Source organism: Pseudomonas sp. MEJ086, from assembly GCF_030209025.1.
Lineage (GTDB): Bacteria > Pseudomonadota > Gammaproteobacteria > Pseudomonadales > Pseudomonadaceae > Aquipseudomonas > Aquipseudomonas fulva_A.
Genome location: NZ_JARVSV010000063.1, coordinates 30,789 through 42,574, shown reverse-complemented (window position 1 = coordinate 42,574; position 11,786 = coordinate 30,789). Strand labels below are relative to the sequence as shown.

At 63.1% G+C, this 11,786-nt stretch carries 13 protein-coding genes; 6 read left to right on the top strand and 7 right to left on the bottom strand.

Features of this window, described 5'->3' with window-relative positions; genetic code table 11:
- Both dusA and tal read left to right on the top strand, forming a co-directional pair.
- Positions 1 to 951: tRNA dihydrouridine(20/20a) synthase DusA (gene dusA, locus QRN22_RS26310; RefSeq protein ID WP_285404596.1), on the top strand; the 951-nt coding region annotated here is incomplete at its 5' end.
- A 92-nt stretch (positions 952 to 1,043) separates the two neighbouring features.
- On the top strand, positions 1,044 to 1,970 hold the full coding sequence (gene tal / locus QRN22_RS26305; RefSeq protein ID WP_042554134.1) for a transaldolase: 927 nt from the start codon (positions 1,044 to 1,046) through the stop codon (positions 1,968 to 1,970).
- A 62-nt stretch (positions 1,971 to 2,032) separates the two neighbouring features.
- On the opposite strand, the gene rssC is transcribed toward tal, so the two are convergent.
- Complete coding sequence (rssC, locus tag QRN22_RS26300; protein WP_042554198.1) at positions 2,033 to 2,518, bottom strand: anti-sigma factor antagonist RssC; 486 nt, start codon at positions 2,516 to 2,518, stop codon at positions 2,033 to 2,035.
- An 8-nt stretch (positions 2,519 to 2,526) separates the two neighbouring features.
- On the bottom strand, positions 2,527 to 3,711 hold the full coding sequence (gene rssB, locus QRN22_RS26295; RefSeq protein ID WP_042554133.1) for a two-component system response regulator RssB: 1,185 nt from the start codon (positions 3,709 to 3,711) through the stop codon (positions 2,527 to 2,529).
- A 208-nt stretch (positions 3,712 to 3,919) separates the two neighbouring features.
- Between rssB and QRN22_RS26290 the strand changes: the two genes are divergently transcribed.
- Positions 3,920 to 4,219 carry a PilZ domain-containing protein gene (locus QRN22_RS26290; protein WP_042554132.1) on the top strand — a complete coding sequence of 100 codons (300 nt, stop codon included), beginning with the start codon at positions 3,920 to 3,922 and terminating at the stop codon, positions 4,217 to 4,219.
- A gap of 85 nt (positions 4,220 to 4,304) precedes the next feature.
- Here the strand turns inward: QRN22_RS26290 and QRN22_RS26285 are convergent, their stop codons facing one another.
- Positions 4,305 to 5,006, bottom strand: a complete 702-nt coding sequence (locus QRN22_RS26285; protein ID WP_042554131.1) for an MlaA family lipoprotein — start codon at positions 5,004 to 5,006, stop codon at positions 4,305 to 4,307.
- Between the two features lie 224 nt (positions 5,007 to 5,230).
- Here QRN22_RS26285 and pcrP point away from each other — a divergent pair, with 224 nt between their 5' ends.
- Both pcrP and QRN22_RS26275 read left to right on the top strand, forming a co-directional pair.
- A complete protein-coding gene (gene pcrP / locus QRN22_RS26280) occupies positions 5,231 to 5,914 on the top strand; it encodes an HAD superfamily inactivated hydrolase PcrP (RefSeq protein WP_042554130.1) in 684 nt (227 codons plus the stop codon).
- Between the two features lie 115 nt (positions 5,915 to 6,029).
- On the top strand, positions 6,030 to 6,296 hold the full coding sequence (locus QRN22_RS26275) for a DUF4404 family protein (RefSeq protein WP_042554129.1): 267 nt from the start codon (positions 6,030 to 6,032) through the stop codon (positions 6,294 to 6,296).
- Between the two features lie 54 nt (positions 6,297 to 6,350).
- Here QRN22_RS26275 and queF read toward each other — a convergent pair whose 3' ends face one another.
- The 3 genes from queF to QRN22_RS26260 all read right to left on the bottom strand — a co-directional run bounded on the left by queF (position 6,351) and on the right by QRN22_RS26260 (position 8,815).
- The gene (gene queF, locus QRN22_RS26270; RefSeq protein WP_042554128.1) at positions 6,351 to 7,178 is read right to left on the bottom strand and encodes an NADPH-dependent 7-cyano-7-deazaguanine reductase QueF; all 828 of its coding nucleotides are present in this window, start codon (positions 7,176 to 7,178) and stop codon (positions 6,351 to 6,353) included.
- Positions 7,179 to 7,245: 67 nt separating this feature from the next.
- Positions 7,246 to 7,944: an orotidine-5'-phosphate decarboxylase gene (gene pyrF / locus QRN22_RS26265; protein WP_042554127.1), complete on the bottom strand. Its 699-nt coding sequence runs from the start codon at positions 7,942 to 7,944 to the stop codon at positions 7,246 to 7,248.
- 115 nt (positions 7,945 to 8,059) lie between these two features.
- Positions 8,060 to 8,815 (bottom strand): sulfite exporter TauE/SafE family protein, encoded by a 756-nt coding sequence (locus tag QRN22_RS26260; RefSeq protein ID WP_042554126.1) that lies wholly within the window; start codon positions 8,813 to 8,815, stop codon positions 8,060 to 8,062.
- Positions 8,816 to 8,921: 106 nt separating this feature from the next.
- On the opposite strand from QRN22_RS26260, the gene QRN22_RS26255 reads away from it, so the two are divergent.
- The gene (locus QRN22_RS26255) at positions 8,922 to 9,887 is read left to right on the top strand and encodes a LysR family transcriptional regulator (protein WP_042554125.1); all 966 of its coding nucleotides are present in this window, start codon (positions 8,922 to 8,924) and stop codon (positions 9,885 to 9,887) included.
- A gap of 84 nt (positions 9,888 to 9,971) precedes the next feature.
- On the opposite strand, the gene exaC is transcribed toward QRN22_RS26255, so the two are convergent.
- Entirely contained in the window at positions 9,972 to 11,492 is a 1,521-nt protein-coding gene (exaC, locus tag QRN22_RS26250) for an acetaldehyde dehydrogenase ExaC (RefSeq protein ID WP_042554124.1), read from the bottom strand.
- Positions 11,493 to 11,786 lie beyond the last annotated feature (294 nt).

Below are 11,786 nucleotides of genomic sequence, written 5' to 3'. Positions count from 1 at the left end.
TCCGTGGCGCCGATGATGGACTGGACGGATCACCATTGCCGGTACTTTCTGCGCCAGTTGTCGCAGCACGCGCTGCTGTATACCGAAATGGTCACCACTGGCGCGTTGCTGCATGGCGATACTCGCCGGTTTCTGCAGTATGACGAGACCGAGCATCCGCTCGCGCTGCAGCTGGGCGGCAGCAATCCGGCCGATCTTGCGGCCTGTGCGCGGCTCGCCGAGCAGGCGGGCTACGACGAAGTGAACCTCAATGTCGGCTGCCCCAGTGACCGTGTGCAGAACAACATGATCGGCGCCTGCCTGATGGCCCATCCGACGCTGGTGGCCGACTGCGTCAAGGCGATGCGCGATGCGGTGAGCATTCCCGTGACGGTCAAGCACCGTATCGGCATCGACGGGCGTGACAGCTACGAGCAGCTCTGCGACTTCATCGGCCAGGTGCGTGACGCCGGTTGCCGCAGTTTCACGGTGCACGCACGGATCGCCATCCTTTCCGGTCTGTCGCCCAAGGAGAACCGCGAGGTGCCGCCGCTGCGCTACGACATCGCTGCGCAGCTGAAACGGGACTTTCCCGACCTGGAACTGGTGCTCAACGGCGGGATCAAGACCTTGCAGGCCTGCCAGGAGCACCTCGAGACCTTCGATGGCGTGATGCTCGGCCGCGAGGCGTACCACAACCCTTACCTGCTGGCCGAGGTCGACGGGCAGCTGTTCGGCAGCGAACGGCCACCGATCAGCCGGCAGGAAGCCATGCAGGTCATGCGCCCCTATATCGAACGGCACATGGCTGCCGGCGGCCTGATGCACCACGTCACCCGCCATATGCTCGGCCTGGCGCAGGGTTTTGCGGGGGCTCGCCGCTTCCGCCAGTTGCTTTCTGCGGACATCCACAAGAGCGATCAGCCGCTGGCCATTTTCGACCAGGCTGCCGAGCTTCTGCAGGGCCGCTAGCGGGTCGCCGAAAGCGACCTGTTGTGCCACCAGTTGAGCACTACATGATGCTCAGGTAAGGTCATGGCACCCCGAATCGACAAGGCCCCGCCATGACCTCCAAGCTGGATCAACTCAAGCAGTTCACTACCGTGGTTGCCGACACCGGTGACATCGACGCCATCGCCCGCCTCAAGCCGGTGGACGCCACCACCAACCCTTCCCTGCTGCTCAAGGCTGCCGCCCTGCCGCGTTATGCCGAGCTGCTCAAGCAGGCGGTCAGTGCCAGCAAGGGCGATGTCGATCTGGCCAGCGACCGCTTCGGCGTGACCGTTGGGCGGGAAATTCTCCAGGTGATTCCGGGGCGCATCTCCACCGAGGTGGACGCCCGCCTGTCCTTCGACACCCAGGCGACCCTGGCCCGTGCCCGACGCCTGGTCGAGCTGTATGAAGAAGCCGGCGTGACCCGCGAGCGCATCCTGATCAAGATCGCCTCCACCTGGGAAGGCATCCGCGCTGCCGAGCAGCTGGAAAAGGCTGGCGTGCAGACCAACCTCACTCTGCTCTTCTCCTTCGCGCAGGCGCGCGCCTGTGCCGATGCCGGCGCCTTCCTGATCTCGCCTTTCGTGGGCCGTATCTACGACTGGTACAAGAAGGCCGAAGGCCGCGATTACGTCGGCGCCGAAGATCCGGGCGTGCAGTCCGTCGCGCGCATCTACGACTACTACAAGACCAATGGCCACAAGACCGTGGTCATGGGTGCCAGCTTCCGCAACATCAGCCAGATCGAACAGCTGGCTGGCTGCGACCGCCTGACCATCAGCCCGGAGCTGCTGCAGCAACTGGCCGACGACAATGGTCCGCTGCAGCGCAAGCTCAGCGCGGAAATTTCCGGGCAGAGCGAAGCGCATATCGGCGAGAGCCAGTTCCGCTGGGAAATGAACGAAGACGCCATGGCCACCGAGAAACTCGCGGAAGGCATCCGCCAGTTCGCCCGTGATCAGGAAAAACTGGAAAAGCTGCTGACAGCCAACCTCTGAGCCTGAAATGAAAACGGGGCGCCGACTTCCATCGGCGCCCAGCTATCTGCAGCAGTCAGCGATCAGGGATGCTGTTCGAGGGCGCTTACCAGGTCATGGAAAGCCGCGCGGTTCGATTCGTTCAAGCCCATCAGAATCCGGTGCGCCTCCAGCACGCGAGCGCGCACTACGTCCTCCGACTGATCCTGCGACGGCAGGTCGGCCAGACAGTCCGGGCACTCGTAGGGCTGATTGATGATGTTGAACACCTGATCGAAGCCCATTGACTGCAACAGACGGGTGATGTCGGCGTGGGTGGTCACCACCGTCGGCAACAGACCGACCTTCTGCCGCGACAGAATCGATAGTTTGGCCAACAGCCCCAGGGTGGTGCTGTCGATACTGCGCGTTTCCGTCAGGTCGATGACGATGGCGGAAAAATTCAGCGCGGTGAAAATCTTTTCGATCGTGGAATCCAGCGCCGAACACAAGGTCAGGCGCACCTCACCGATGAACTTCAGGACGAAGGTTCCGTCCTGCTCGGCGAACTGGATTCTACCGGGGCTTATCCCAGGATTCATGCAAGGTTCCTGCTTAACACCAGCAAGGCGATATCATCCGGCATCTCCGCCAGATTGGCCAGTCCAAACACGCTGCGCAACCCGTCCAGGGTTCCACCTGCTTCGCTCACCAGTTTCGGCAGCAAGGCTTCTTTTTCCTGCAGGGTGTCGCCGTCGAGCAAATCGAGAATGCCGTCCGACAACAGAGTCAGGCTGAACGATTCCGGAAGGTCGATCACCAGATCGGTGTAATCGGCTTCCTTGAACAGGCCGACGGGCAAACCGCGGCCTTCCAGATAATGGGCTTCGCCGCCGCTGTACATCACGGGCAGCGGCAGATGGCCGCCGATGCTGTAGGTCAGGCGATTGTGCTCTTCGTCGATCACCCCGCCCAGCATGGTCACGTGCTTGCCCAGTTTGCAGTTGATCAGGCCACGGTTGATGTGGCCGAGCACGTCCGACGGCTTGAACTCCGGCAGCATGCCGTTGCGCCGCGACTCGTAGAGCAGGCGCGTGGTCATGAACTTGAGCAGCACGGTGACGAATGCCGAAGACGCGCCGTGACCGGAGACGTCCGCCAGATAGAACGCCACACGCCGCTCGTCGACACGGAAGTAATCGACGAAATCGCCCGAGAGGTAGAGCGAGGGAATGATCTGATGAGCGAACGACAGCCCTTCGTTTTCCCAGGGCGTGACGGGCAGCATGTTCATCTGCACCTGGCGCCCGGCGTTCTGGTCTTCCTGCAACAGGTGCAGGCTGGCCTGCAGCTCGCGGTTGGCGGTTTCCAGCTTTTCCCGGTAGCGCTCGTTCTCCTGGCGCAGATGCACGCGGTCCAGCGCACGGCGTACCGAGTGCTCGAGCACGGCGAGATCTTCGAGAGGCTTGATCAGGTAATCGGCGGCACCGAGGCGCAAGGCTTCGACCACGTCGGTCATCACTCCGGCACCGGAGACCACGATGATCGGCGCGGAGATTTCCAGAGCATTGATCCGACGGATGAGCTCGAGACCATCGACCTGGGGCATGCGCAGGTCGCAAATGACCAGATCCGGTCGTTCGCGCTCGAACACTTCGAGACCTTGCGAGCCGTTGCCGGCGAGCAGGATGTTGAAGCCGCTGTCTTCCAAGTAGGCTGCAATACTGGCGCGGACGACTTCGTCGTCATCGATCAGCAGCAACGTGGCACTGGTTTTGTGCATGGGGTGTCCAGGCAAACTGCGCCGGGGATGGTTAGCGTAAACGCAGCCAACAACCTGCGCGGGTACACGGTTCGCGTCAAGGCGCAGACGGTACTCCCATCCTCAACACGATTCAACAGGCGCCGTTCGCCACCGAGCGACTTTACACCTGAAATCAGTGAGGGTTATAAGAACCGCAGCAGAGCCCTACCACAATGAGGATAGCTTGATGAGCCAAAGTGATCGTGATTACGAGGAAAAGCGCGATTACATTCGCATGCGCCTGGAAACCCAGGTGACGCTCCACCATGGCGGTCAGGCAATCCCGGCGCTGTGCCGCGATCTGTCGAGCACCGGCATGCAGCTCGAGGCGCAGTGCCACGTGCAGGTTGGAGACAAGGTGCGCGTGTTGATCCCTTCCGGGCACGACGAACTGAAAGGGCTGGAAACCGAAGCGGAAGTGGTGCGGGTGACCGACCAGGAAGGTGGCCGACAGATTCTCGGTCTGGCCGTGATATCGATGAACTGAAACACGCTGTAACGCGATGGAGCCCGCCTCCATCGCGTCGTTGCACCTTCTGCCCTCGAGCCTTGCTGCCCTGGCTCGGCCTCAATCAGAAATCGTCTTCCACCTCACCGTCACGCACACGGAACTCACGGTTCTGCAGGTAGGCGTTACGGATGAAGATGTACTTGTCGCCACTGATCATGCGCTCGGCATCCAGCAGGCTGGCACGGGTGTCGACCACGTTGATGCCACGGGTGACGTTGCGGCTCGGCACGTGATCCATGTAGGGGTACGGGGTCAGGAAGCTGTCCGGGATCTTGCTCGGCGCGTCGCGCAGCGAGCTCGGCCCGAGCAGCGGCAGCACCAGATACGGGCCGCTGCCCACGCCCCAGACGCCGAGGGTCTGGCCGAAGTCTTCATCGCTGCGCTGCAACCCCATGCGGCTGGCCACGTCGAAGAAGCCGAGCGCGCCGATGGTGGTGTTCAACAGCAGACGGCTGGTATCCACGCCGGCGTCGTGAGCCTTGCCCTGCAGCAGGTTGTTGGCCAGGTTGCCGACATCGCCCACGTTGCGGAACACATTGTGCACACCGGTCTCGAGGAACTGCGGTGTCACGGCCTGATAGCCCTGAGCCAGAGGCTTGAGGGCGTAGGTATCGACGGTATCGTTGAAGCGGAAAACGGGGCGATTGAACGACTCCCAGGGGTCTTCCGTCGCCGCCTGGCTCGCCAGCGGCAGCACCATCAGGCCGGCACAGGCCAGCATTCGCCCGAAGCTCCCGATCCAATCCGATCCAATCAAACGCATTACTGTTCTCCTAGGCTAATGAGCACGGTCTCTCCGGCAGCAGCGGCGTAGTATAAAGCCGCGGACGGGCAATAGGCAGAGCACCGATGCCCGGCCACCCTACCCGACCCTGAGCCACTTCACATCACTGACGTTCACCGGGCGTCGGACCGCTCACCGCCGTCACGCCATCGTCACATTGGCTTGTCATGGTAAGCGCGATAATAGCCAGGGAACGACATCGCATGCCCCAGCCAGCGCTCTCCGCAGTGACACCCTCCTTCACCGCCGTGCTGTTCGGCCTGTCCGGTTGCCTGGTCGATTTCGGCGCGCGCAGCGCGTCGTCGGCCGGCACTCGCCACCTGACGCTGATCCGTGAAGCCGGCGGCCCGGCGCGTGCGCTCGAAACCGCCAGCCCGCGGGAGCTGGAGAGCTGTGCCGAACCGACCCCTGGCGCTCTGGCAACCCTGCGCAGCCTGCGTGAGCAACGCGTGCCCTGCGCCTGGCTGGACGAACTTCCCGAAACCCTCGCGATGAAACTGACGAGCCAGCTACCCGAATGGCTGGTCGCCTCTCCAGCCTGCTCGCAGCGCAGCTGGCCTGCCCCTGATGCCTGCTGGCAGGCGTTGAGCAGCCTGCAGATCGATCGCCTGGATGGTTGCGTACTGGTCAGCGGTGAACCTCGCCTGCTGCAGGCGGGCCTCAATGCGGGCCTGTGGACGGTCGGCCTGGCCGCCTGCGGATCCCTGGGTGGCCATGCCCTCGGCGACTGGGAAACGCTCGAAGCCGTGCAGCGTGATCGCCTGCGCGCAGATGCGACCCTGGCGTTGTACCGCCTGGGCGCTCATTCGGTGATCGACCAGCTGACCGACCTGCCCGCCTGCCTGGACGACCTGCAGATCCGCCGCAGCAAGGGCGAGAAACCCTAGGGCCGCGCAGGATCAGTCGCAATGGTGCAGGCAGGATGATTCTGAAGACGAAGTAATGACCTTTCGCCATGGCGCACGGTCAATTGTCTTGCCTATCAAGAAAGGGAGAATCTCCATGCCTGCGAACCATCTGCAGCAGCAACTGGAAGAGCTGCACAAGCAACTGGCGCAGAATCCGCCGGTAAACGAGGAAGATCGCGAGTCGCTCGCCCTGCTGGCTCGCGACATCGAACTGCAGCTGGCTGCCCAGCCGGTAACCACGCCCGATGCATCGCTGGTCGACAGCGTCAATCTGGCCGTGGAGCGCTTCGAAGTGAGCCATCCGACCCTGGCTGGAAGCCTGCGCAACATCATGCAGAGCCTCGCCAACATGGGTATCTGATGCCAACGCCGCAAATAAAGAACCAGCCTCTCCGGCTGGTTTTTTATTAATTGCCTACTGCCTGACCAGGCGCCGATTGTCCGGCAGTCGCCCCAGGGTCGTCCGATAGGGATTGATATCCAGGCCGCCACGGCGCACGTAGCGGGCATAGACGGTCAGATGTTCCGGCTGCAGCAACCGCTGCAGATCCAGAAAGATACGCTCCACGCACTGTTCGTGAAAATCCGCATGCTGCCGAAAGCTGACCAGATACGCCAGCAGGCTCGCTGGCTCAAGCGCGGCGCCGCGGTACTCGACCACCACGCTGCCCCAATCAGGCTGACCGGTTACCGGGCAGTTGGACTTGAGCAGGTGGCTGTGCAGGCTCTCTTCGACGATACGTGACGCATCGCAGACCAACAGTTCGGGACGGGGCGCCTGGTAATCGCTGATGCTGATGTCCAGCTCGTCGATGCAGGTTCCCGGCAGCACCGCGAGACCTTCCCGCGCCACTTCGCCGAGGCTGCGCACCCGAACACCCACGGGCTTGCCAGCCGTGGCGGACAAATCCCTCTCGAGTACGCCCACCAATTCGGCCTCACTGGCGAATACCGACTGATTCAGCGAGTTGAGGTAGAGCTTGAAGGACTTCGATTCGATGATGTTCGGCGAGTCGGCGGCAATGCTGAACTCACCGATCGCCACCACCGGCTTGCCGGACGGCAGCAGCCAGGACAGCTCGAAGCAGTTCCAGTAATCCACCCCGCGATATGGCAGGGTTTGCGCGCTCAGACCGAGCTCGGCCCACTTGGCGGCCCGCGGGATGGGAAACAGCAGTTCGGGCGAATAGGTGGCGATGTACTCGCTGCTCTTGCCCAGCGGCGAATGTTCCACGGAATGCATGACGGTTTACCTGCGGCGCAATGGGTGCGGCGGCTCGACTGCCGCCATACGGGAATGGATGGGCCGGTCAGCCCAGTTCGGCGACCAGCTTGGCCAGCGCGGCAGCCGGATCGGCGGCCTGGCTGATCGGGCGACCGATCACCAGATAATCCGAACCAGCGTCCAACGCCTGACGTGGCGTCAGAATGCGTCGCTGATCGTCCTGTGCGCTACCGGCCGGACGGATACCCGGCGTGACCAACTGCAGCCCAGGTTGCGCGGCCTTGAGTGCAGGTGCCTCGAGAGCCGAACAGACCAGACCATCCATACCGGCCTTCTGGGCCAGCGCAGCCAAGCGCAACACCTGCTCCTGGGGTTCGATATCCAGGCCGATACCGGCCAGATCCTCACGCTCCATGCTGGTCAGCACGGTTACGCCAATCAACAGCGGTACAGGGCCGTTGAACGCGTCCAGCGTCTCGCGGCAGGCGCTCATCATGCGCAGGCCACCGGAGCAATGCACGTTGACCATCCACACGCCCATTTCGGCTGCGGCCTTGACCGCCATGGCCGTGGTGTTGGGGATGTCATGGAATTTCAGATCGAGGAACACATCGAAGCCGCGCTCGCGTAGCGTTGCGACGATATCCGACGCGCAGCTGGTGAACAGTTCCTTGCCCACCTTGACCCGGCACAGCTTGGGATCGAGCTGATCGGCAAGCGCTAGCGCAGCCTCTCGGGTCGGAAAATCCAGGGCGACGATGATCGGGGTCTGACAAACGGACATGGGGCAATTCTCGAGCGGGTCAAATTCGGCGCGCATTGTAGCGCAAGCGTGCGCCGATTGCCGTCCCTGCAGATGGATCGCCGCTCCTCGACTGACCGGCTCCGGGTGGATCTGGTCAGACCTTGATGCCGAGCATCAGCGCACAGATCAGCAGGAATGCAGTGAACAGCATGCGCAACTGACGCTCTGGCAAGGCATGAGCCAGACGCACGCCCCAGCTGATACTGAGCAGCCCGCCGATCGCCAGGGGAATAGCTAGAAGCCAGTCGACATGACCATGCACGGCGTAGGTCGCCAGCGTCACGCCGGTGCTGGGTGCCGCCAGGGCCAGTGACAAACCCTGTGCCACCACCTGGGACGTACCGAACACGCTGGTGAGAATCGGTGTGGCGATAACCGCCCCGCCCACGCCGAACAACCCGCCAAGCAGACCGGAACCACTGCCCAGCACCGCCAGCCATGGCCACGGATGGCGCAACTCGCCGGAGGCCGCTGGCGGCCGCAGGAACATACGCAACAGGTTGTACAAGGCCAGGGCCACCAGAAACGCGACGAACGCGATGCGCATGGATTCAGGGTCGAGATTGACCGCCCAGCCTGCGCCGAACAATGCGCACACGAAGCTGCTCAGGGCCAGCGCCAATGCGTGGCGCAGATCGATCCGGTTGCGCTGGTGATAACGCCACAACGCCAGCAGCACATTGGGCACCACCATCACCAACGCGGTGCCTTGCGCCAGTTGCTGATCCAGCCCGAACAATACCCCGAGCACAGGAATCGCAATCAGCCCACCACCGATACCGAACAGCCCGCCAATAGTGCCCAGCAGCAGGCCAAGTACGATATTGAGAGCGAATGCGAGCAGATCCATGGGGCAGTCCTTGAGCGAGGTGAGCGCATCGTACCCGTTGGTGATTGGCGGGGTAACGCATAGCCCGGCATAATGGCTATGCGAATTACGCAAAGCGGAAAACTCGATGAATCCAGATGCCCTGACCGACCAACTCAGCCTGTTTCTCGACGTGCTGGAGAGCGGCAGCTTCTCCGCTGCAGCCAGGCTGCATCCCCTCACGCCCTCGGCGGTGTCACGACGTATCGATGCGCTGGAGCGCTCGCTCGATTGCAGCCTGTTCAGCCGCAGCACCCATGCGGTGCGCGCAACGCCTGCGGGCCTGGCCTTTGCCGAGCGGGCCAGGAGGATTCTCGCCGAGCTGCACCTGGCGCGCGCCGAAGCGGTATCGCTGAGCAGCGCTCCCGAAGGCCTGATCCGTATCGACGCCCCTGCCCCGTTCGGCCGCCGTCACCTGGCCCCAGCCATCGCCGATTTCCTGACCGCCTACCCGGGGCTGGACGTGCAACTGCGGCTGATCGACAGCTTCATCGACCTGCACGGCGCTCACCTGGGCGAAGTGGATCTGGTGTTGCGCATCGGGCCGCTGGCCGACACCCGCCTGGTCGCCACGCCACTGGCACCGATGGTCCGCGTGGTGTGTGCCAGCCCGGCCTACCTGGAACACCATGGCGTGCCGCGTACACCTGCCGAACTGCTGGAGCATGACGGCCTGGACTGGGACGGCCTGGCGCCCGCCTACGCCTGGCGTTTCGAGCACCAGGGCAAGCTGGCGATGTTCCGGCCCCGCCGCCTGCGCATGACCGCCAACAATGCCGAAACCCTGGTGTTCAGCCTGCTCGCCGGCCTCGGCGTGGCGCACCTACCCACCTGGCTGGTCAGTGAATACCTGGCCCGCGGCGAACTGGTCGCGCTGTTTTGCGAGAACGGCCTGCCGCCCCCGGAACCCAGCGGTATCTATGCCTTGCGGCTGGAACGCGATACCGACTCTCGCAGCCGCCTGCTGCTGGAGTTTCTGAAGAACCGCTTCGGGCCGATTCCTCCCTGGGACATTCCCTTGCAAAGCGGCTTGCAGCGCGGCGCTGGCAGCTGAAACGAAAAACGCGGCCGAAGCCGCGTTTTCACGTACGTCCAGCGGCCAGCGCCGCGGACACTGCACCAGCCAATGGATGTTAGGTCAGAAGAAGCCCAGCGGATTGATGTCGTAGCTGATCAGCAGGTTCTTGGTCTGCTGGTAGTGGTCGAGCATCATCTTGTGGGTTTCACGCCCGACCCCGGACTTTTTGTAGCCGCCAAAGGCAGCGTGCGCCGGGTACAGGTGGTAGCAGTTGGTCCATACGCGGCCGGCCTTGATGCCACGGCCCATGCGGTAGGCACGGTTGATGTCGCGCGTCCAAACACCGGCGCCCAGGCCGAACTCGGTGTCGTTGGCGATGGCCAGAGCTTCGGCTTCGTCCTTGAAGGTGGTCACACCGACCACCGGGCCGAAGATTTCTTCCTGGAACACGCGCATCTTGTTGGTGCCCTTGAGCAGGGTCGGCTGGATGTAATAACCACCCGCCAGGTCGCCCTCGAGCTTCTCGGTGGCACCGCCGGCAAGCAGCTCGGCACCTTCCTGCTGGGCGATCTCCAGGTAGCTGAGGATCTTGTCGTACTGCTGCTGGGAGGCCTGGGCGCCGACCATGGTTTCGGTATCCAGCGGGTTACCGCGCTTGATGACCTTGATCTTCTTCATCACCTCGACCATGAACGGCTCGAAGATCGACTCCTGCACCAGCGCGCGAGACGGGCAAGTACACACCTCGCCCTGGTTGAAGAACGCCAGCACCAGGCCTTCGGCGGCCTTCTCGATGAACGCCGGCTCGGCCTGCATGATGTCTTCGAAGAACACGTTCGGCGACTTGCCGCCCAGCTCCACGGTACTCGGGATGATGTTGGCGGCCGCGCATTTCATGATGTGCGAGCCGACCGGAGTGGAGCCGGTAAAGGCGATCTTGGCGATGCGCGTGCTGGTGGCCAGCGCTTCGCCGGCTTCACGGCCGTAGCCCTGGACGATGTTGAGTACGCCCGGCGGCAGCAGATCGCCCACCAGTTCGGCGAACACGCTGATCGACAGCGGCGTCTGCTCGGCGGGCTTGAGCACCACGCAGTTGCCGGCCGCCAGGGCCGGGGCCAGTTTCCAGGCGGCCATCAGCAGCGGGAAATTCCAGGGGATGATTTGTCCGACAACGCCCAGCGGTTCGTGAAAGTGATAGGAGGCGGTGTGTTCGTTGATTTCCGCCGCGGTGCCTTCCTGGGCGCGGATGCAGCCGGCGAAGTAGCGGAAGTGGTCAGCGGCCAGTGGCACGTCGGCGTTGAGGGTTTCGCGCACGGCCTTGCCGTTGTCCCAGGTTTCGGCGACGGCGAGCAGTTCGAGGTTGGCTTCGATGCGGTCGGCGATCTTCAGCAGAATCAGTGCACGATCCTGCACCGAGGTCTTGCCCCAGGCATCGGCGGCGGCATGGGCGGCGTCGAGGGCCTTGTCGATGTCCTTGGCGTCGGAACGGGGGAATTCACCGATCACCGAGGCATCCACCGGGCTGGTGTTGGTGAAGTACTGGCCACCGACCGGGGCGACGAATTCACCGCCGATGTAGTTGCCGTAGCGCGGCTTGAGGGTGACGACAGCGCCTGCGGTACCGGGTTTGGCATAAATCATGTGAGTGACCTCTACTTTTTATGGAAGCCTGTCCTCTGAGGCGAGAGACAGGTCTTGGTTCGATTCGAATGGCGCTTGAGGCGCCGCAGCGCGCCTCTACGCGATCGCCGGTCATCGAGCGGTGCCGCAGCGAGGAGCGACAGAGCACGCAACTGCGTGGCAGCTATCAGGGTAGACGCTCCCCGCGGCTTTCGCCGCTGGTGTCGAGCCTGCCATCGCCAGCCTCGTGGCGGCGTGCCTTTGGGCAGATTCAGTGAACATTGCGCCAAGCCAGCCGGTCACCTGCTCACAGTA